14 protein-coding genes, 1 tRNA gene and 1 pseudogene are annotated in these 20749 nt (G+C 74.3%); 8 read left to right on the forward strand and 8 right to left on the reverse strand.

Features of this window, described 5'->3' with window-relative positions:
• Positions 1–38 precede the first annotated feature (38 nt).
• A complete protein-coding gene (locus H300_RS0110465) occupies positions 39–470 on the forward strand; it encodes an SSI family serine proteinase inhibitor (RefSeq protein WP_028427390.1) in 432 nt (143 codons plus the stop codon).
• A gap of 556 nt (positions 471–1026) precedes the next feature.
• Positions 1027–5895 (forward strand): PAS domain-containing protein, encoded by a 4869-nt coding sequence (locus H300_RS0110470; RefSeq protein ID WP_028427391.1) that lies wholly within the window; start codon positions 1027–1029, stop codon positions 5893–5895.
• Between the two features lie 119 nt (positions 5896–6014).
• Here the strand turns inward: H300_RS0110470 and H300_RS0110475 are convergent, their stop codons facing one another.
• From H300_RS0110475 to H300_RS26170, 4 genes and pseudogenes are all read right to left on the reverse strand, one after another.
• Positions 6015–7667 (reverse strand): long-chain fatty acid--CoA ligase, encoded by a 1653-nt coding sequence (locus H300_RS0110475; protein WP_028427392.1) that lies wholly within the window; start codon positions 7665–7667, stop codon positions 6015–6017.
• A 555-nt stretch (positions 7668–8222) separates the two neighbouring features.
• Positions 8223–8744, reverse strand: a pseudogene (locus H300_RS26165) (SigE family RNA polymerase sigma factor); the annotation flags it as partial.
• Positions 8745–9069: 325 nt separating this feature from the next.
• Positions 9070–9375: a hypothetical protein gene (locus H300_RS0110485; RefSeq protein ID WP_028427393.1), complete on the reverse strand. Its 306-nt coding sequence runs from the start codon at positions 9373–9375 to the stop codon at positions 9070–9072.
• 399 nt (positions 9376–9774) lie between these two features.
• Complete coding sequence (locus H300_RS26170; protein WP_051269901.1) at positions 9775–10389, reverse strand: TIGR03086 family metal-binding protein; 615 nt, start codon at positions 10387–10389, stop codon at positions 9775–9777.
• 143 nt (positions 10390–10532) lie between these two features.
• On the opposite strand from H300_RS26170, the gene H300_RS29220 reads away from it, so the two are divergent.
• The 3 genes from H300_RS29220 to H300_RS0110505 all read left to right on the forward strand — a co-directional run bounded on the left by H300_RS29220 (position 10533) and on the right by H300_RS0110505 (position 13317).
• Positions 10533–11117, forward strand: a complete 585-nt coding sequence (locus tag H300_RS29220) for a hypothetical protein (protein WP_486583691.1) — start codon at positions 10533–10535, stop codon at positions 11115–11117.
• A gap of 15 nt (positions 11118–11132) precedes the next feature.
• On the forward strand, positions 11133–12818 hold the full coding sequence (locus H300_RS26180; protein ID WP_051269906.1) for an alpha/beta hydrolase: 1686 nt from the start codon (positions 11133–11135) through the stop codon (positions 12816–12818).
• Between the two features lie 133 nt (positions 12819–12951).
• Complete coding sequence (locus tag H300_RS0110505) at positions 12952–13317, forward strand: PH domain-containing protein (RefSeq protein ID WP_028427394.1); 366 nt, start codon at positions 12952–12954, stop codon at positions 13315–13317.
• Between the two features lie 441 nt (positions 13318–13758).
• On the opposite strand, the gene H300_RS0110510 is transcribed toward H300_RS0110505, so the two are convergent.
• The 3 genes from H300_RS0110510 to H300_RS0110520 all read right to left on the reverse strand — a co-directional run bounded on the left by H300_RS0110510 (position 13759) and on the right by H300_RS0110520 (position 16337).
• A tRNA-Ser gene (locus H300_RS0110510) sits at positions 13759–13846 on the reverse strand.
• A gap of 114 nt (positions 13847–13960) precedes the next feature.
• The gene (locus tag H300_RS26185; RefSeq protein ID WP_486583692.1) at positions 13961–14440 is read right to left on the reverse strand and encodes an STAS domain-containing protein; all 480 of its coding nucleotides are present in this window, start codon (positions 14438–14440) and stop codon (positions 13961–13963) included.
• A gap of 295 nt (positions 14441–14735) precedes the next feature.
• Complete coding sequence (locus H300_RS0110520; protein WP_028427395.1) at positions 14736–16337, reverse strand: trypsin-like peptidase domain-containing protein; 1602 nt, start codon at positions 16335–16337, stop codon at positions 14736–14738.
• Between the two features lie 294 nt (positions 16338–16631).
• Here H300_RS0110520 and H300_RS26190 point away from each other — a divergent pair, with 294 nt between their 5' ends.
• From H300_RS26190 to H300_RS0110535, 3 genes are all read left to right on the forward strand, one after another.
• Positions 16632–17459, forward strand: a complete 828-nt coding sequence (locus tag H300_RS26190; protein WP_051269909.1) for a glycerophosphodiester phosphodiesterase family protein — start codon at positions 16632–16634, stop codon at positions 17457–17459.
• A 256-nt stretch (positions 17460–17715) separates the two neighbouring features.
• Positions 17716–18162: an ATP-binding protein gene (locus H300_RS26195; protein ID WP_486583693.1), complete on the forward strand. Its 447-nt coding sequence runs from the start codon at positions 17716–17718 to the stop codon at positions 18160–18162.
• 379 nt (positions 18163–18541) lie between these two features.
• Positions 18542–19510: a DUF5926 family protein gene (locus H300_RS0110535; protein ID WP_028427396.1), complete on the forward strand. Its 969-nt coding sequence runs from the start codon at positions 18542–18544 to the stop codon at positions 19508–19510.
• 436 nt (positions 19511–19946) lie between these two features.
• Here H300_RS0110535 and H300_RS0110540 read toward each other — a convergent pair whose 3' ends face one another.
• A complete protein-coding gene (locus tag H300_RS0110540; protein WP_037979871.1) occupies positions 19947–20684 on the reverse strand; it encodes a hypothetical protein in 738 nt (245 codons plus the stop codon).
• Positions 20685–20749: the final 65 nt, after the last annotated feature.

Below are 20749 nucleotides of genomic sequence, written 5' to 3' on the forward strand. Positions count from 1 at the left end.
TCACGCACGCCTCACCGTGACAGTTCTGGAGCTCCGACATGCTGCGCCGATTCGCCACCGTCCTCACCGCCACCGCCACGCTCTCCGCCGTCGCCGCGCCCGCCCTGGCCTGCCCACCCCCGGCGGGCGGGGAGCAGTCGACAGGCGGCGACCGGCTGACGATCAGCTACCGGTCCGACGAGCGGGCCGCCGAGCACAGCTTCACCCTGCGCTGCAACCCGGCCGGCGGCAGTCACCCGGATGTCCGGGCCGCCTGCGACGCGGTGACGGACGCGACCCGGGGGCTGCGCGATCCGTGGGAGCCGGTGTCGGCGGACACCGCGTGCACCCAGGTGTACGGCGGCCCGCAGACCGCCCGGATCACCGGCGTGTGGAAGGGCCGTCCGGTCGACGCTTCCTTCAACCGCGCCAACGGCTGCGAGATCGCGCGCTGGGACACCCTCACCCCCGCACTCCCCGCAGCGGGCTGACCTCCGCGCCCTCGACCGTCCCGGACGACCGCCCCGGGCTGTCCGTCCGGGGACGGCGAGCGGCACCGCCCGGGGTCCGGGACGGTCGCCCGCGCAGCCCGGAGCGCGGGCGGCCGGGGCCTGCCCCCGGAACGCCGCCCTCGCGCGCCCCGCTCCCCGGAGCCACCGCACCCGCGATCTCGCCCGCGCTCCACCGGATCGGAACCGCGGGAGCACGGCGCGGTCGGTACCGAAGCCCCGCTGCGGGCCCCGGCCGCCGGGCCGACTCCCACCCCTGCCCCGAACTCGGCGCCCCGCCCCCGTACGCGTGGCGTACCGGCCGCCCGGCACCGCCCGCGAGACCACCCCGCGCCGGTAATGCGCCGATCAAGGATTCCACACATGTTTGCGCACACTTCGTCACATCTGCGCCGTTTATGTCGCTCCCGTTCCGGTGTGACGGTCCTCATCGAGCACCCCGCGGCCGGTCGCTGCCCGTAGACTCCCCCTGGTGACACACCCGGCGCGGAAGGCACACTGACCGGGCACCTCGTGGTCAGCAGGGAGGAACGACGCAGTGAGCGGCAGGCCATCCCGAGGCGCTGCTCGCCTCGCCGCAATACTCGACGCGCTGCCCGACGCGCTGCTACTCGTCAACGCGAACGGCACCGTGGTCAACGCGAACAGCATCGCGCTGGACGCGTTCGAGACCCCGGGCACGGCGCTCATCGGGCGTGGGCTCCTGGATCTGCTGCCCGCCTTCGACTCCAAGCGCATCCCGGGTTCGATGCGCAGGCCGGAGGAGCAGGTCGAAGGGCGTCAGCCCCCGACCCGCATGGTCGCGCGCCGCACCGACGGCACCGAGTTCCCGGTCGAGGTGACGAGCGCCAACCTTGAGGACGGACGGACGACCTACGAGTCACCCTTCGAAGCCGCCTACGCGGACCACGGCAACAGCTACACCGGCAACGAGCTGCTGATGCTCGTCGTCCGCGACCTCTCGGGGACGATGGACACCGAAGCGGAGCTCGCCCGCCAGCAGCGGCAGACGGAGATGATCCTCCGCGCCGCGGCCGAGGGCGTGGTCGGGACGGACACCGAGGGACGGGTGGTCCTGGTCAACCCGGCCGCCGCGACGATCCTGGGGTTCCGCGCGGGCGACCTGGGCGGGCGTCCCCTGCATCCGCTGGTGCACCACTCGCGCGGGGACGGCTCGCCACTCCCGTACGGGGAGACACCGCTGGCGGACACCCTGCGCTCCGGGCGCAAGCACCGCGTCCGCGGCCAGGTCCTGTGGGCGAAGGACGGCCGCCCGGTCCCGGTCGACATGACGACCGCCCCGGTACGGGACGGGGAGCAACTCGTCGGCGCGGTGCTCACCTTCACCGACCGCCGGGCGCAGGACGCCATGGAGGCCCGGCAGTCGCAGTTGCTCGCGGTGGTGGACGACGCGTTGCGCGGTCCGCTCGACCAGCTGCGCACGGAGCTGGCCGGGCTGGCGGGCGACCCCGCCGGGCAGCTGTGGCCGGAGGCGAACCAGATCCTGCACCACCTCTCCGCCGGGTACACACGGATGACCACGCTGCTCGACAACGTCGTGCACTACCAGCGGCTGGACTCCGGGCAGGAGAAGCTCGCGCGCAGGCAGGTGGCGCTCGACTCGGTGATCGCGGCCGGGGTGGACGGCGCGGTGGAGCTGATCGGCCCGGGGCGCGCGCGTTTCGCGGTGCACGCTCCGCCGATAGAGGCCGAGGTGGACCCGGAGCGGCTGTCGCTGGCGGTGGCGCACCTGATCGCCGACGTGGCCGGGGTGGACGCGACGGGTAGCGGCCCGGCCGGTGGTACGGGCGACCCGACGATCGTGGTCGCGGCAGCCCGCCGCGGCGGGGACGATCCGGAGCACGACGAGGGCGCGGTCGTCCGGATCGAGGTCAGGGGTCCGTGCGACGGCGGCAGCGGCGTGCACGCGCCGATCGTGCGCGCCATCGTGGAGCTGCACGGCGGCGTCCTCCAGACCCATCCGGTGCCCGGTTCGGGCGGCGGCAGCGCGTACGTGCTGGAGGTCCCGGTCGGCTCGGTGGACGAGCGCGTCGCCGCGCGCCGCGCGGCGGAGGCCGAAGCAGAAGCGCCCCGCGAGGGCGAGACGACAGTGATGCCGGTGCCGACGCAGCCGGCCCGCGGTACGGGGCAGGTTCCGGACGGCCGGTCGCCCCGCCCGGAGCTGGGCCCGGCAGCGGGCCCGGAATCCGACGCGTCGGGTAGCGGCCCCGGTAGCGGGCAGCACGCCGGCAACCACCCCGGCCACGCGCACGGTGACGATCCCCGGCACGGGGGCGGCCCCGGCCGGGTCCACGACCCGCGGCAGGCTGCCGGCGGACACGCGGACGGTGACGGCCGCGGCGCGGTCGCCCTGCGCGGTGACCGGCCGGGTTCCGATAGCCGGCGCCCCGCGCCGGGGCAGCCCGTCTCCCCGCACGGCAACGGCCCGCAGCCGGTGCCGCCGTACGGCAACGGACTCCAGCCCGTGCAGCACGGACGCGGCCCGGGGCAGGGCCCGGGTCACCGTGAGGCCCCGGGGGCGCAGGCCCGCCTCCAGGATTCCCGCGTCCAGGATTCCCGCGCCCCGCAGACACCCGGTGCCCCGCAGGCACCCGGCCAGGACCAGGCAGCACAGAGCCAGGCAGGGCAGGCCGAACACAACCGCGCGGCACAGGCAGTTCGGGACCAGGCGGGCCAGGGGCACCCGGTCGAGGCACGCCCGGCGCTGGGCCAGGGGGCGGCCGCGGCGGGCGCGAACGCGCCGGAGCCGGGGGCCGGGCAGGTGCAGAGCCGGGAGTCGGTGCCCGGGCCGCGTGCCGAGGTGGAGCCCGTCCAGGCGACACCCACCGGACGACGGGCCCGGCGTGCGTTGACGCCGGTGGAGGAGCGGTCGGACGGGTCCGACGAGCAGCACGCGAGCCCGATCCCACAGCAGGCGCAGCCCGGCACGGGCCGGCGGGGCCGCCGCGCCAAGCCTGGCGGCGAGGAGGAGACCCCTGCGTCCGGGTCTCCGGACCCGGCCGGGAACTCGGCGTTCGCTCTTCCCCCCGCAGCCGCCGACCGGACGGAGCCGACCGCACACGAGACGTCGGGATCGGCCGCGGCCACCTCGGAGCGTCCCACCGGGCGACGGCGCAAGCCTGCCGCCCAGCCGCCACCTCAGCCGGCGGCGCCCGAGCCGCGCTCACCACAGCAGCCGGCATTGCAGCAGTCGGCGCCGCAGTCGTCGGCGCCGCAGTCGTCGGCGCCGCAACGGCAGGTGCCACAGCAGCAGGCGACGGAGCCGGTGGCCCGGCCCGAATCGGGCCTGCCCGCCCTTCCCTCCGAGCTCCCGGAGCCCTTCACACCGCGTGCGGCCACTCCCGAGGAGGCGGCGTCCGCGCCGCTTCCGCAGAGTTCCGAGGGCCCGGCAACCGGCCCCCACGCACGGGGGCCCGCCTCCGGTTCCCACCCGCGGGGGCCACAGGCCGAGGGCCTCGACGCCCTGCCGCCGACAGACGCCCCCGGGCCTGCGCCGGGAGCCGAACCGCGGCCGCCGCAGGCCGCGACGCCGCCGCAGCCCGACGGCCCGTACGCCGACGCGCCGCATCCGGGCCCGCCGCCCGGACCGCTGCCGCCGCCGGGTCCGCTCCCAGCAGCGGATCCGCTGCCCCCGCCCGGCCCGCTGCCCGCTCCGGAACCGCTGCCCGAGGCAGGTCCCTTGCCGGCTGCGGCCCCCGCCCCGCAGCCGGCGCCCCAGCCGGCTTTCCGGTCCGAGCCCGACACCGACCCGGACCAGGAGCCGATGGGCAGCCTGCCCCGCGCCCAGCCGATGCCGGACGCCCAGCCGATGCCGCCGGAGACCCCGGCCGCCGCACCCACCGGCCCTCCGGAGGCATTCCCCCCGGAGGCGGCACCGCAGCGGCTTCCGCAGCAGACGACCGACTTCCCGGAGCAGGAGTCCGGCCGCCCGGCGGCGTCCGCCGCGCACCGCACGCCCGAGCAGGCGGAGGCCGAGCACGCGGTGGCCGAGCAGGCCGAGGCCGAGCAGGCCGAGGCCGAGCAGGCCGAGGCCGAGCAGCGGGCGGCGCATCTACGGGTGGCAGCGAGTCCGATCCTCGGTGGCACGGCTCCGCCCCCGGAGGCCGCCCCGCGTTCCCAGGCGCTGCCGATGCCGGGGCACGACTCCTCGGCCGGTGAGCACTCCTCGGGCATCAGCGTGCGCACGCTCGGCCAGGGCACCCCCTACACCACCCCCGGTTCCGAGCAGCACTCCGGCCACTACCCGTTGCCTGCCCAGGACCCCCGCCGACCGCAGCCCCCGCAGCCGCAGGGCGGGCCCCAGCCCTCCGAACACCAGGGCCAGAGCCAGGGCCGCTCCCAGCCCCCGTCCCTGTCCCAGCCCCCGGGCCAGTACGACGAGCAGCAGGGCTCGCCGGGCAGGCGGAGGCGGCTCGCGGCACCCCCCGGCGACGGACAGGCCCCCGACCCGGGGCGCCGCGCAGCGGGCGGGGCGCCGGAGTCGGCCGCGCTGCCGCCGAACGGTGCCGCCCTCTCGCCGCCGCGCGAGTTCGCGATCGGCGCCCCCGAAGCGGGCTCCGCCGAGGGGCCCGAGCCCCTGGACGGCCCGAACGGCGCAGTGGAGGTCACGGACTCGGCGGGGCGGAACGCGTCGCCGCACCCGGCGGAGAGGGACGACGAGCTGCCCCCGGAGCCGCTGGACAATCCGCGCAGGCTGCTGGTGTGGCCGGAACCGGACGTCTCGACCCAGCAGGCACTCACCGACCGCGGCTACCGACCGGTGCTGGTCCACTCCAGGGAAGAGGTGGACGCCCAGATAGCGGCCTATCCGGCCGCGCTGTTCGTCGATCCGCTGACCGGCCCGATCACCCGTACGGCGCTGCAGTCGCTGCGGCAGGCGGCCGTGGCCGCCGAGGTTCCGGTGCTGGTCACCGCGGGGCTCGGGCAGGCGACCCGCGAGGCCGCGTACGGCGCGGACCCGGCCGTGCTGCTGAAGGCGCTGGCCCCGCGGGACAGCGAGCAGCACCCCCCGCGGGTGCTGCTCGTCGAGGAGCAGCCCGTGATCGCGCAGGCGCTCGCGTCGACGCTGGAACGCCGCGGTATGCAGGTCGCGCACGCGCCGACGGACGCGGGGGCGGCCTCGCTGGCCGCGCAGATCCGGCCGAACCTGGTGGTGATGGACCTCAGCCAGATCCGCCGCCGCCGGGCCGGGGTCATCGACTGGCTCCGTGTGAACGGACTGCTGAACCGGACGCCGTTCGTCGTCTACACCTCCTCGGGCGTGGACCCGTCGGAGCTGGCCCGGCTGGCCTCCGGGGAGACGGTGCTGTTCCTCGCCGAGCGCTCCACCAGCCCGGAGGTGCAGAGCCGCATCGTGGACCTGCTGGCGAAGATCGGCGCCGCCTGACGCCACCGTCCCGCCCGGCCCCCGCCCCGACCCGCCGCAGGAAAGGGCCTGGTCGGAGACGGGGCGGGCGGGACGGTGGCGCCATGGTGCGGTGATCCGGAACGGGGTCCGGTGGGCGCTCAGATGCGGGTGACCGGGAGATCGCCGTCCGCGTGCCGCCTGCGGAGCACCTTCTTGTCGAGCTTGCCGACCGAGGTCTTCGGCACCTCCTCCAGCACCGTCCAGCGCTCGGGGAGCTGCCACGCCGCGACGTGCGTGCCGAGGAACTCGCGAAGCGCGGCGAAGTCGGTGTCCGCTCCTTCGCGCAGGACGACCGTCGCCAGCGGACGCTCGCCCCAGCGCTCGTCCGGCACGGCCACGACGGCCGCCTCGGCCACGTCCGGGTGGGCCATCAGGTGGCCCTCCAGCTCCACCGAGGAGATCCACTCGCCACCGGATTTGATGACGTCCTTCGCCCGGTCGGTCAGCGTGAGGTAGCCGTCCGGGGAGATGGTGCCGACGTCCCCGGTCCTGAGCCAGCCGTCCGGGCTGAACTTGTCCTCGGGACGCAGCGGCTCGGTGGACCCGGCGCCTCCGTAGTAGGCGGCGGCGATCCACGGACCGCGAACCTCCAGCTCACCGGCGGTCTTCCCGTCCCACGGTGCGAAGGTGCCGTCCGGGGCGGCCAGGCGCGCCTGCACCGAGGCCGGCAGCCGCCCTTGGGTGAGCCGGTACGCCCAGGCCTCCTCGTCGGTGGCCCCGGCCGGCGGGTTCGCCACCGTGCCCAGCGGGGAGGTCTCCGTCATGCCCCACGCGTGCACCAGCCGGATGTCGTGCCGCTCCTCGAAGTCGCGCATCAGGCTCGGTGGGCAGGCCGAGCCGCCGATGACCACCCGGTCCAGCGAGGAGACGTCACGCGGACGGGCGTCGAGCTCGGCCAGCAGGCCCTGCCAGATCGTCGGCACGGCCGCGCCCAGGTTCGGGCGCTCCTTCTCGATCATCTCGGCGATGGGCCCGGGCTGGAGGAACCGGTCGGTCATCAGGAGCGAGGCGCCGACCATGTAGGCGGCGTGCGGCAGCCCCCAGGCGTTGACGTGGAACATCGGCACCACCGGCATCGCGAAGTCGTTGCCGGTCAGCGCGAACGACTCGCCCGAGCACACCTGCATCGCGTGCAGGTAGACCGAGCGGTGGCTGAAGAGCACGCCCTTGGGGTCGCCGGTCGTGCCGGAGGTGTAGCAGAGCGCGGCGGCCTGCCGCTCGTCCAGCTCCGGCCATGCGAAGCTGGTGGGGCGGCCGGAGAGCAGCTCGTCGTAGTCGTGGACCTGGGCCTGGCCGCCGGCCAGGGACGCGAGGTCGCCGGGGCCGGCGACGACCACGTGCTCCACCGAGCTCAGCTTCGGCAGCAGTGGCGCGAGGAGCGGCAGCAGCGATCCGTTGACCAGGAGCACCCGGTCAGCGGCGTGCTCCACGATCCAGGCCAGTTGGGCGGGCGGCAGCCGCAGGTTGAGCGTGTGCAGGACCGCGCCCATCGACGGGATGGCGAGGTACGCCTCCAGGTGTTCCGAGTTGTTCCACATGAGCGTTCCCACACGCTCGTCGCCCTGGATCCCGAACTCCTCACGCAGCGCGTGGGCGAGTTGGGCGGCCCGCCCACCGACCTCGGCGTACGAGCGGCGCTGCGGCTCGTCCTCACCGCGCCAGGTGACGACCTGGGCGGCGCCATGGATCGTCGCGCCGTGGTCCAGGATGCGGCTGACGGTCAGCGGTACGTCCTGCATCGTGCTCAGCACGGGGGCCTCCCGGGGTAGACGGTCGGGCGGGCGCGTTGCGCGCGGGCAGCGCCCATCCCCTGGCAGCCTGCCACCGACCGCTCGGTATGTCACGAGCTCGGAGCACTCGGGTTGGCCGCTCCCGTTGTTCCCCTGCACAACGCTCCCGCTCCCGGAGCCGGGTGCGGGGCCGAACGCACCGCGGCACCCTCGGCACACCCCGCGCACCCTCCGCGCCCCGCGTCCGCGACGCGGACGGGCCGCAGCGGATACCCCGGATCGACACGGGTCGGATCGCCGCAGGTGCCGGGCCGCCGCGGAGGCGGGGCCACCGCAGGTGCCGGCCCGCCGCAGGTCGTGCCGGACGGCGGCCCGCCGCGGAGGCGGGGCCTCGCGTCAGGCTGCCGCGCCCACCGGTCGGGCGGCGGGGGCGCGCACCGGGCGGACGGCGGCGGGGCGGGCCGGGACGGCGCGGGCGGCGGGCACCTGCGCGGCGGGCCCCCGAGCGTGCCGTTCCGGAACGGCACGGGCCGCGCGGGCCGGGACGGACTCCGGAGCGCCGACGGTGTCGGCCGCGAGCTGCGTGTCGCTCCGGAGCTTGGCCAGCGCCCGGGACACCGCGCTCTTCACGGTTCCGACCGAGACCCCGAGGACCTCGGCTGTCTGCGCCTCGCTGAGATCCTCGTAGTACCGCAGTACGACCATCGCGCGCTGCCGGGCCGGCAGCTTGAGCACGGCCCGCCACATCGCGTCGCGCAGGGCCTGCTGCTCGGCCGGGTCCGGTCCGGCGACCGGCTCCGGCTCCGGCAGCTCGTCGCAGGCGAACTCGTCGAGCTTGCGCTTGCGCCACTGCGAGGTGCGCGTGTTCAGCAGGGCGCGGCGGACGTAGCCGTCGAGCGCGCGGTGGTCCTCGATGCGTTCCCAGGCGAGGTACGTCTTGGTCAGCGCCGTCTGGAGGAGGTCCTCGGCGTCGCAGGGGTTGGCGGTGAGGGAGCGGGCGGTGCGCAGCAGCACGGGTCCCCGCGCCTGCACGTAGGTCGTGAACGTCAGCGGCGTCACGAGAGACGTCACGGTGGCGGAGGTCCCAGACGTGGTCATGGCACTCAACCTAGGAGTGCGAGAGGTGCCGGCGGATCGGTCGCAGGTGCCGAGCATTGTCCGCCTCAGGTTGTAGTGCCGGGTCCGGCTCACCTCCCAGGGGTGGAGGCGTGGGCCGTCGCATGCCAGGGGCCACCCCGATGCGGACGTTCCGGGCGCTGCCACCCGCGTCCACGGACGCCCCGGGCGCAGGCGGTGCGAGCCGTGCCGGGCACGGCCGCCCGTACGCGGACCCCGGAAACGGCTGCGCGGCCGCACCGGAGTGCGACCGCGCAGCCTGACCCTTCCCTTGGCGTCGGCCCTCCCGAAGGCCCGCCTCAGCGGATCACCACATGTTGCCGAAGCTGACGGCGGCGTTGACCTGGTCGATCGAGGTGAAGCCGGAGCCGTTCACACTCGCGTTGTTGGCCTGGTTGCCGGCTCCGGCACCGGTGGCGGCCTGCTGGTTGGTGGTGGAGTTGCCGTCGTTGTCGCCGACCACTCCGCTGCCCACGCTGCTGACCACAGAGGCGTTCGAGCCGTCGCTGGCGAACCCGCCGTTGTCGGCGTGGGCGACCCCGCCGAACATGACCGCTGCGAGCGGCAGAGCCGCAGCGGCAGCGAGAACGCGGACGGTACGGGTACGTGCCATGTGGATTCCTCCAGGAATCGAACTCATACAACTTGCTTGGCAGTTGGCCTCACTGCCTGACGGTTGTCACGACGTCGCGGATCCAACGCTGCCCGCAAAAACCCCGGCGAACCAGTCAAATCGCTGTGATTCCCTCGTAGGTATGACGACGTGTCGATAAACCATCATTCCCAACGAACTGTTCGTACCGGTTGGCCGCAGGACCACCACGCGGGGCACACCACTTGCCATACCTGGGAGCAATCGTTCCTGCGGATACTCCCGAAGCCCCCACGCCCCGCCCCGCCCCGGCGGCCGCACCGCGCGAACGGCCGCCTCCCGACCCGAACGGCAGGCCGAATCCACCAAGAGCCCTCACCACCGCCGCCCCGGCGGCGACCGTCGGACCGTCCCCCCACGTCACCACCCCTCCGGCGACCCGCCCGGCGACCAGTGGGGCGACCAGTGGGGCGACCGCCCGCCGAGGCCGACCACCCGGTCCAGCAGCGACGCCCCCGGCGGCACCGGCACGACCGGGCCGAACAGTCCCTCCCGGTCGGCCGGCTCAGTGGACGCCTCCAGCAGCCCGAGCGAAGCCTCCAGCGCCGTGCGGTCGCAGGGGAACTCCTGACCGGTCGCCCGGGCCAGGTCCCAGCCGTGCAGGACGAGTTCGTTCACCGCGACCAGCCCCGCCTCCGCCCCACTCAGGCGCATCCCACCCGCTTCCGTGGCGCCCTGCCAGGCCGACGGCTCCCGCCAGGCCTCGGACAGCTCCGCAAGCCGCTCCGGCAGCGCCTCCCGCCAGCCGGGGTCCCGCGGCGGCGCAGCAGCGCCCGGATCGGTCCCGGTCGTCGCTCCCCGCCGCTTCGCGGCCGCGTCCCGGAAGGCGGTGGCCAGCCCGAGCAGGTGCCCGAGCAGCTCGCGCACGGTGTACTCCGGGCACGGCGTCGGATCTTCCAACCGCTCCTCGCCGACCCGCTCGGCGAGCACGGCCACCTGCCGAGCCACGGGCGTGAGGTCCACCGGTACGGACATGTGCACTCCTCCTGTAGGACGGATCGTTCACTCGGGCGGACTCCGCGGCGGACCGGAACTCATCGCCGGGGCCGCGGGGGAGACCCGGAGATTCCGCGCGCCCGCCCCGTACTCCCGCGCCCCCACCCTGAGTACACATACCCATGCGCACGCAAAGAGAGCACTCGCATACTGTCCGTGGCGGCCGTACGGGTGAGGCCGCCCTGCGGCAGACCGACCACCAGGAGGAACGGGTGTCTTTCGACGAGGAGTGGGCGCACTGCACCGCGCTCGCCGCCGCACGCCAGGAGAACGACGAACGGGACCGGCCGCCCGCCGGAGGCGACAAGCCGGTGCTCGCGCCGGGAGCGGGCGGCGGCGACCTCACCGTCGAAGCGGCGAAGCAGCGGTCCGCGGCACGCGCGCTCCAGCGCGACATCCAGCCCGGTGCCCGGCGGGCAGCCGACTGGGCCGACGAGGCGACGGGGGCCGCCGTGGCGGAACTCGCGGAATGGCAGACCGGTGCCGCCCTGCGCACGGCACGCACGGCATGGGCCCGCAAGGCCGACGCGCTGCGGGGCCGGCTGGACCGCGAGCAGGAGGCCCTGCGCGGCTCCTCCCGCGACTACGCCGACGGCGAGGCCGAGAGGCGACGCCGCTTCTCCGGCCGCACCCCGTTCGACGGCCTCCGCACCCCGTCGGTCGGCGCGCCGCCCGGCCCGCCGGGCGTGCACGGTCTCGGTCGCTGAGGGGCGGCGGGAGCCGTGCCGAACCACTACGCCATCCTCCACGACGACCTCTCCAGGCTCTCCACCGCGGCCGACCGCTGGGAGGCGATGGCGGACCGCTTCCGACAGCTCTCCGCCGCCTACCGGCGCGAGGTCCGGAGCGCCGCCCGGGACGGCTCGTGGGCCGGGCACGGCGCCCGGGCCGCGCTCTCCACCTTCGAGGTCACGCTGGGCGAGCTGCGCGGAGCCGAGGCCGAGGCACGCGGCGTCGGACGTGTCCTGGGCAACGCACACACCGAGTTCGTCCGGTTGCGCGGGGAACTGCGCCGCCTCGTGTCCGACGCCGTCGCCGACGGCATGAAGGTCTCGGAAGGCGGCCGGGTCAGTCCCGCGGAGGACCTCGCGGGTCTCGGCCGGAACGACCCCGACCACGCGGCGGCCGTACGGCGGTCCGAACAGGCGGCGGCGGCCTGGGACCGGCGGATCAGCGGGGTCGTCCGCCGGGTGCGCGACACCGACGCCGACATCCGGCGCGACCTCGCCGCGGTCACCGAGGACTCCGACATCCTCGACGGCACCCCCGACGGCTTCAACCGCCGCGCGGACGACGACCTCCCGTACGACCTGCCGCCAGCGGAGGTGAAGGACTGGTGGGACCGGCAGTCGCAGAAGCGCCGCCGGTACCTGCTCACCGAGTACCCACAGGAGATCGGCGGCCTCGACGGTGTCCCGGCCGCCGCCCGCGACCGCGCGAACCGGCGGTATCTGCCGCAGCTGATCGGGGAGCTGGAAGCCATGGACGGCGCGGACGCGGCAGCGAAGCTCGCCGGCCTCCGCCTCCTGCGGGAGAAACTGGAGCAGGGTTCGGAGCCGCCGGTGTTCCTCCTCGCCCTCGGCGCGGAGGGCGGCGGCCGGGCCGTCGTCTCCTACGGGGACCCGGACGTCGCGGACCACGTCGCGGTGTACGTGCCGGGCACGATGGCCGGCCTGGACCCGCATTTCGCGGAGGAGGACCTCCGGCGCGCCCGCACGACCGCAGAGGCGGCCGTCGCGTACGACACGTCCACCGCGTCCCTCGTCTGGCTCGGCTACGACGCACCGCAGACGGGCTTCGGCGAGGGACTCGGGAACACCGACGTGATGTCCGCTGACCTGGCCGAGAAGGGCGGCAGAAACCTGCACCGCTTCCTCCAGGGCGTGGAAACGACCAACGACCGTGCGGAACGGGCCCACATCACCGTGGTGGGCCACTCCTACGGATCCGTCACCGTCGCCGAGGCGACCCGGCGGGAGGGCCGGTCGCCCGTCGACAGCGCCGTGCTCCTGGGGAGCCCCGGAGTCGGCGTCGACCACGCGGGGGACCTCGGCATCGGCGCGCGGAACGTCCACGTCGGATCCGCGGAGAACGACCCGATCACCCACCTCCCCTCCAGGGCCGAGAGCCTCGGATACCTCGGGGGCGGCCCGGTGGGCGGCAGCCGGATCTCCGAACTGGTGGATCCGCGCGACGACCAGCTCTGGTTCGGCACCGACCCCGCGAGCGCGTCCTTCGGGGGCCGGCGCTTCGCGGTCGACGATGGCCCCCACCCGCTCCGGGAGTTCGGCGGCGCCGAGGCCCACTCCTCGTACTTCGACACGGACCGGAACAGGGAGGGCGTCGACAATCTCGCACGGATCGTCACCGGACGCGGCGACGAGGCCGGCCGGCAGGAGCCCCGATGACGGGCCCCGGGCGCCCGCCACCGACGGCCGTCGGCCTCGCGCCCGTCCTGCGGGCCTTCACCGCCGGCCCCGGCCGGACGCGCGGAGCCGATATACAGTGGAGTTCGGAGACTTCGACGAGCGGGGACCACGCATGGCGATGTTCGGAAACGCCCACACCATCGACCCCGCAGAGGCGGCGCAGGACTACGCACGGCTGCTGGGCCAGGGCGAACGCGTCCACGCCGCCTACCTGCTGATACGCGACACCATCCTCTTCACCGACCGGCGACTCCTCCTCATCGACAAACAGGGGGTCACCGGCAAGAAGGTGGAGTACCACTCCGTGCCGTACCGGAGCATCACCCATTTCGCCGTGGAGACCGCCGGCACCTTCGACCTCGACGCCGAACTGAAGATCTGGATCTCCAGCAACCCGACGCCGATCCAGAAGACCTTCACCAAGGGCGTCGACATCTACGAAGTGCAGGCCATCCTGACCCAGTTCGTCACCAGCTGAGCCGCCCGGCCCCGCAACGGCAGTCGCACCGCTCCGAGCAACGGACGCCGGTGGGACGGGAGACCGGCGCGCGAAGTCACGCGGACGTGCGGGACGGTACAGGACGGCGGCCCGTGCGGGACGTACCGCTACGAAATCGCGCTTCCGCCGGCGCAACTTGCTCTGGCGGACGACAGGGCAGCGTGGTTGAGGCCGGCGGGGTGCAGCGAGGCACACGCGTGCGCGGTCGGTTGGCGCACCCGCCGTCGTGGCTGACTGTCGTTGGCTGAGGCTCAGACAGGAAGTCACGGATGCTGGGCGTCAGGGGGACGGAATCGTCCGGCGGGCGTGCCCCTTGCGTGCCCGATGGGGCGGGGAACTGCGGGCGATGCGGGGTGGGTGCATCGAGAACGGCCCCTGACCGGGTTGCCTGGTCAGGGGCCGTTCTCACTGCTCATCTAGCGGAGGCGGTGGGATTTGAACCCACGGTGAGGGGTTACCTCACGACGGTTTTCAAGACCGTTCCCTTCGGCCGCTCGGGCACACCTCCCGGTGCCGACGCCGGGGGCGAAGGCACCGGGACAGCGTAACCGGTTCGGACGGGCGTGTGTCTGCTGCCCGGTTGCAGCACCATACGGGCAGCGGAACCCCGCCGGGACAAAGGTCAGTTGAGATGGATGCCGGACGGGGTGGGACGGCGGCCGAGGGCCTGGTCGAGAGTCCGGAGGGGCCGGAGCGTCTCCAGGAGGCCCGCTGCGGTGATCACCCGCAGCGGCTGCGGCCCGCTGCACACGATCCGCAGCCGGCCGCCGTGGAGGTTGACGCGCTGCCGCGCTCGGCAGAGCAGTCGCAGACCGGAGCAGTCAAGGAACGTGACGGGGGTGAGGTCGAGGGCGACGGACGGGGCGTCGTGGCCGGTGGCCGCGTCGAGCTCCGGGATGACTCGGAGCGTCGCCGAGACGTCGATCTCGCCGTGCAGTTCGAGCACCGTGAAGCCCTCGGCCCGATAGGTGCGGAAGTGCGCAGCCGGGTGAGGGTTGGTGGGGAGCCGGACGGCGTCACCGCGGAACAGCCGGTCTTCTCCTTTGGTGGGGAGCAGGTCGGCGGCTTCGACGGGGAGCCAGGGAGATCGAGGTGACGACACGCTCCGAGAGTAGGCCGCGAAGTGCCGCTCTAGCGAACGGAAAAACGGTTCACACCGTGTGACATTCGCCCGATGTGGCGAAAGTTGGTTGAAGAGTTGACGTATATGCCCGGATGGGCTACCACGGGATACCGGGCACGCGGGGCGCCGCGGCCGGCCTGCCGAGGCGTGGCGGGGCTAGCCGGACTGGCGGGACGGGCAGTGGTGACGGGAAAGGCGAGCGGTGCGGATGTGCCGAGGGGGTGGTGGGGCACCGGTTCCGGTGCCCCACCACCCCCTCGGGGCGGGCGACGGGTCAGCCGTCGCCCCTGCGCTCGCCCAGGGTGAGCTGGGCGGTCTGCTTCTGGCTGTCCCTCTCGAACTCGATCTCCACCTGGTCGCCGGGCTCGTGCGTCCAGATCTCGCTGATCAGCGTCGGCCCACTGTCGACCACGGTGCCGTCGAGCTTGGTGATGACGTCGCCCGCCTCCAGGCCCGCCTTGTCCGCCGGACCGTTGGGGACGACGGCGGGCGTGCCGTCGACCGCCTCCGGCGAGATCTGCGCGCCCGCGCCCTGGTCCTGGAGGCCGACCGTCGCGCCGATGATCGGGTAGACGGGCTCACCGGTCTCGATCAGGTTCTGGGCAACCCGCTTGGCCTGGTCGATCGGGATGGCGAAGCCGAGGCCGATGCTGCCCGCCGAACCACCGCCGAAGCCGCCGCCGCTCGCCGACTGGATGGCGGAGTTGATCCCGATGACCGCGCCCTTGGCGTTGAGCAGCGGCCCTCCGGAGTTGCCGGGGTTGATGGAGGCGTCGGTCTGCAGCGCGCTCATGTACGAGGACTGGGACCCCTCACCGTCGCTGGACGCCACAGGCCGGTTCAGTGCGCTGACGATGCCGGTGGTGACCGTGCCGGAGAGGCCGAAGGGAGCGCCGATGGCGATGGTGGAGTCGCCTACCGCCACCTCGTCGGAAGAGCCCAGCGGCAGCGGGGTCAGGGTGGTGTCCTCCGGGTTCTTCAGCTTGAGCACCGCGACGTCGTAGCCCTGCGCGCGGCCGACCACCTCGGCGGGGTACTTCTTGCCGTCGGAGAACACCAGGGTCAGTTCGCCGCCGTCACCGGTGGCTCCCGCCACCACGTGGTTGTTGGTGAGGATGTGCCCCTGCTTGTCGAAGACGAAGCCCGTGCCGGTGCCACCACCGGCCTCGCCGCTGCCGCCGTTGGCCTGGATGGTCACCGTGCTGGGCAGCGCCTTGTCGGCGATGCCGGCGACCGAGTCGGGTGCCCGGGTCAGCGTCGTCTCGTCGTTGCGGGAGGAGACGGTCTCCGAGGACGAGGAGTCGCCGCGCTGGTCGGCGGCCCAGAAGCCGACACCGCCGCCGACCGCTCCCACGACCAGCGCTGCCGCCAGGCCCGCGGCGATGAGGCCGCCACGGCGCTTGCGGGGCGGCGGGGACGACATCGGCGCACCCCAGGGCTGGTGGTGCCCACCGGGCGGCGGGCCGCCGGTGGAACCGCCGTGGCCCGCGCCGCCGTGGCCCGCGCCCCCGTAGGGCGCGGCGCCGTAGGCACCGGTGTACGGGCCGCCGGGCGGAGGTCCGCCCGGAGCAGGCGGAGTGCCGGGCGGGGTGCCGTGTCCGTGCTGCGCAGTGGGGTGCCCCGTGGAGTACTGAGCGGCCGGGCGCTCCGGCTCGTACCGGGGCGGCTCCGCCGGGGCGGCGGGGGGCGCGGCGGTCGGGTCGACCTTCCGTAGTTCGGTGGTGGAATCGGCGGCGGGGACGTCGTCCCGGGAGGCCTCGTGCGCTCCTCCGGACGCGTCCTGCGACGCGACCGGCGGCACGTGGTCGGCGGCGGCGCCGTCATCGGCCCGGCCTGCCTGCGGCGACCGGTCGACGCCCTCGTGCTCGGTGCTCACAGCGAATCTCCTCAGGTGCACGACAGTCATGGGTAGGCACTCACGCTATGCCCAGTGTGCAGTCAGCTTTTCCCATCGCCTGTCAGGGCGGCGTAAGCCATCCGGTTATCCAGCACCCGGATCATTTAACCCCGGACAATTCCGGCCCTGGCATCCCGGCCCGGTCGGAAGAGTGCGCACCACCGGGCGGGAGGGGTGCGCCGCGGGGCGCGGAAGGCGCTGTGCCGGTCGGGGACGCACTGCCGACCGACCGGTGTTCACGCACACGGGCGTCGGGAATGACACGATGAGGCGGTGCGCCACGCCGCCGACAGATCCGGAATCTCCGTCATCGCCCACCGCGGCGCGTCACAGGACGCTCCGGAGCACACCCTCGCCGCGTACCGCCGGGCCATCGAGAGTGGCGCGGACGCGCTGGAGTGCGACGTCCGGCTCACCGCGGACGGGCATCTGGTCTGCGTGCACGACCGCCGGGTGAACCGGGTCTCCAACGGGCGCGGTGCGGTCTCCGCGCTGGAGCTGGCCGACCTCGCGGCGCTCGACTTCGGCTCCTGGGCCGGTGCCGACGCGCGGCCGGAGACAGCGGGGGCGGGGGAGCGCGGTCCGATCTCGGTCCTGACGCTGGAGCGGCTGCTCGACCTGGTGCAGGAGCAGGCCCGGGCCGGACGGCGGGTCGAGCTGGCCATCGAGACCAAGCATCCGACGCGTTGGGCCGGACAGGTGGAGGAGCGGCTGCTGACGGTGCTACGGGAGGCGCGACTGGACACCCCGGTACGGGTGATGAGCTTCTCGGCCCGTTCGCTGCACCGGATCAGGACGGCGGCCCCGCACATCCCCACCGTGTACCTGATGCAGTTCCTGCTGCCGCGGCACCGCGAGGGGCGGTTGCCGCCGGGGGTCCGTATCGCCGGCCCCAGCATCCGGGCCGTCCGCAGCCGGCCGGACTACGTGATCCGGGCGCAGCGGGCCGGGCACCAGGTCCACGTCTGGACGGTGGACGACCCCGTCGACGTGGAACTCTGCGCCCGTCTGCGGGTGGACGCGGTGATCACGAACCGTCCGCGCCAGGTGCTGTCCCAACTGGCCGACCTGGCAGAGCGGGACGGAGGACGGCACAGCTGACCGGGGCCGAGGGGCCGCGGTTCCGCAGTGTCACCCGGGATGCACTGGCGTGCACATCGGGGCCCGATTCGTTACATCTGCGTCGTTGGGCGGCACCCGGCCGGTTTCCGCTGTTGCACGCGGGGGCATTCATCCCGTGGCGTGGGCAGAGAAGGAGGTCTCGGGGGTGGCGTGGGTGGTGGCACAGGAAGTGCCGACTTCGTCGACCATGGCCGTTCCCCATGGACCCATGGGTGTCGGTCAGGCGCGTCGGCGCATGCGTGAGGAGCTGCGGGCGCACGGCACGCCCGACGGCGTCGTGGACGATGCCGTACTCATCCTCTCCGAACTCCTCAGCAACTCCTGTCGGCACGCCCGCCCGCTTCCGCCGGACGACTCGGTCCACGCGGGCTGGCGCCGTGCGCGGTGCGGGGAGCTGACCATCTCGGTCACCGACGGCGGGGGTCCGACCCGTCCGCTACCGGCCACTCCGTCGATCACCGCCCGCGGCGGGCGCGGCCTGGCGATCATCACCTCACTCGCGCGCGACTGGGGCGTACAGGACGACGGCGCCGGAAGCGGCGGTGTGACGGTCTGGGCGACGGTGGCACCGACCCGCTCCGAGGCCGCCTCGCGCAGTCCCCGGAGCCCCGGGCCTGCGCTCGGCGGCAGCCCGGAGGGCTTCGGCCTGATCGACCTCGACGCCTTCGACGAACCGGCCTGAGCCCGGCAGCGCGCCCGATCCGGCGGGGAGCGGACCCGCGGGACGCGCCGACCCGGCGGGCCCGCGAACCCGCCGTGCGGCGCGCCCCGGTGGGGCGCGCGGACGGCGGTGGTCGGCCCGTCGCGGGGGGCCGGGGACGTGCGGAGGCCGAGGGCCGGGAGCGTGCCGGGCCGGGGCCGGGAACGTGCGGACGCGGTGTCCTCGGCAGCCGGGCGGGCGGTGGCAGGGAGACGGTGCCGGAACCGGCCGCGGCAGCCGACGAACGGGCTATGGTCTGTCCCGTGGTCACGGTGCGATGCCGCCGGAACCACGGGACAGACCTTGGGCTCGCGCGACAGTGTTGCCCGTTGCCAGGTAGCTACGACACGGAGATTCGCGCATGGCCAAGAAGCGCCGCCCGCAGAACCAGGCTTCCCAGCCGCAGCTCGTCGACGGGGAGGTGCCGGTCGTCGGTGCCCGCGCACCCTGCCCCTGCGGCTCCGGTCGCCGCTACAAGGCCTGCCACGGCCGGGCCGCCGCCCACGCCGTGACCGAACTCGTGCAGCGGCCCTTCCAGGACCTGCCCGGTGAGTGCGACTGGGTGGCCATGCGGGAGCTGGTGCCCGCCGCGACGGCCGCGCTCGTACCGGCCGACGGCCTTCCCGAGGACGTCCCCTCGCTGACGCTGGCCACCGTGCTGCCGATGGCCTGGCCGGCCCTGCGCCGGGACGACGGTTCGGTGCTGATCGGCCTGCAGAACGACACCGCGTCAGGCGACATCAGCCGGGACCTGGCCGACGTGCTGCGCCGTGCCTTCACCGCCGAGCCCGGGAACCCCGTCGTCGCGGAGCGCCCGGCGCCGGACGGGCCGCGGTTGCAGGACCTGCTCGACCCGGCGGCCGAGCTCGTCCCCGAGGTGCACACCGGGTTCGAGTTCTGGCTGCCGGACGGCGAGCAGGCCGGCGGCGAGGTGGCGGCTTCTCTGGAGCGGGCCAACTCGGCCGCGCTGCCGACCACTCGGCTGACCGGAGTGGAGGCCGCCTACTGGTGCGAGACCCCGGAGAAGAACCACCTGCGCTGGGTGATGCCGCACCCGGAGGACCGGCTGCTGGACTCGCTGGCCCGGCTGCACGCCGCCGGGGCGTCCTCGCTCGGTACGGACACCCGGCTGGTCGGCTCGTTCCGCGCGCACGGCCTGCTGGTGCCGGTCTGGGACCTGCCGAGTGGCATGGCGGCCGAGGAGTGCGAGAAGCCGGCCGCCGCGTTCACCGAGCGGCTCGGCGAAGCACTCGCGGAGACGGGTCCGCTGAGCGCCGCCGAGCGCCGCGCCCGCAGCGGTCTGGCCAACCGTCAGATCACGCTGAGCTGACGGTGGCGGGGGCAGAGCCCGCCGTCCGCCTCCCGGAAGACCGTCACCACTGGTCATCCGCTGGAAACAAGTAGCCAGACGAAGACTCAGGGGCTCGTGATCCCGGTCACAACTCCCCGTCCGAACAGGCACTTCGGCGTCTGAAGAGGAGTGGGGGAATTTGCGAACGGCCGATCTCTTGTTACCGTTCTGGAAGCCCGGTCGCTGGTGCATCCCCCGTCGCCAGCGACCGGGCGTTTCCATGCCCGGAAGCTGCGGGTTCTCGCAGGAGGCCCGGGTACACCGCACGAGCCGAGCTGCGGAAGCAGCCGGAGGATCTCGCCGATCGCCGTGCGGCCGCCCGGTCGGCAGACCGGGCGTCCGCTCCCTCGCACACGGCCGCGGAGACCGCGCGGCGGGCGCCCGGACACGGCCACCGAGGTGCGGGCGGTCATCCCTAGCTGCCGGAAGCGGAATCGCTGCCCGCTCGCAGCAGCAGACGGTCCTCGTGTGGGCGTGCGATCTCCGCGACCGCCGCGTAGGGCGGCTCCTCACCGATCGGCCGCACCTCGTGACCACGCGGGGTCTCGCACACTCCGGGGCCGGCGGAGCCGGGCAGTTCGCAGTGCACCCGCAGGGTCCGACCGTCGGGGCTCATCAGCGTGAGCACCGCCCGCAGCGGCCCGCCGGTGTCGTTGCGGTAGTAGAGCCGGCCCCAGGCGTCACGCTGCTCGGTCAATACGCAGGTCTGTGCCTTCACCCCTTCGGGGGAGACGACCTCCGGCCCGCAACCGGCGGTGGGCCCCGGCGCGCCGACTACGGTCCGCACGGTCGACCGCCCGCCGTCGCCGTCCTCAGCCCCGTCCTCGGCACTGCCGGGGCCGGCACCCCGGGCGCCGGAGGTGCCGCCGTCCGCCCCGGGGCGTGCCCGCGGGCCGGCAGCGCCCCCCGTTGCGTCGACCTCTGCCGCGACGGCCTCACCCTCGGCACCGCCGACGAGGGCTCCGGGCCCGGAGCCCTCCGGCCCCGACTCCCCGCGCATCCGCTCGCCGCCCGCCGTGATCGAGCCGGATGCCGACCGCGTGACCGCTTCCTCGGGCCCTGCCGCGGCGGTCGCCAACGGCAACGCGACGGCGAGCGCGACCGCCCCGGCGAGAGCGACCAGACGGATCCCATGAGCGGAAGGCGGCGACATGGGCCCGAAGATACGGGCCGAACACCGGCCCGCGAACCGTCTGCGGCCGCCTGGCGGCTGTCTTC

This window comes from Streptomyces sp. TAA040 (assembly GCF_000424845.1).

What these genes read in the sequence shown, in the direction of transcription:
- H300_RS0110465 (WP_028427390.1), top strand. Translation starts at nt 39, where the DNA reads ATGCTGCGCCGATTCGCCACCGTCCTCACCGCCACCGCCACGCTCTCC.
- H300_RS0110485 (WP_028427393.1), bottom strand. Translation starts at nt 9,375, where the DNA reads ATGGCACGTACCCGTACCGTCCGCGTTCTCGCTGCCGCTGCGGCTCTG.
- H300_RS26170 (WP_051269901.1), bottom strand. Translation starts at nt 10,389, where the DNA reads ATGTCCGTACCGGTGGACCTCACGCCCGTGGCTCGGCAGGTGGCCGTG.
- H300_RS29220 (WP_486583691.1), top strand. Translation starts at nt 10,533, where the DNA reads ATGCGCACGCAAAGAGAGCACTCGCATACTGTCCGTGGCGGCCGTACG.
- H300_RS0110505 (WP_028427394.1), top strand. Translation starts at nt 12,952, where the DNA reads ATGGCGATGTTCGGAAACGCCCACACCATCGACCCCGCAGAGGCGGCG.
- H300_RS26195 (WP_486583693.1), top strand. Translation starts at nt 17,716, where the DNA reads ATGCGTGAGGAGCTGCGGGCGCACGGCACGCCCGACGGCGTCGTGGAC.
- H300_RS0110535 (WP_028427396.1), top strand. Translation starts at nt 18,542, where the DNA reads ATGGCCAAGAAGCGCCGCCCGCAGAACCAGGCTTCCCAGCCGCAGCTC.
- H300_RS0110540 (WP_037979871.1), bottom strand. Translation starts at nt 20,684, where the DNA reads ATGTCGCCGCCTTCCGCTCATGGGATCCGTCTGGTCGCTCTCGCCGGG.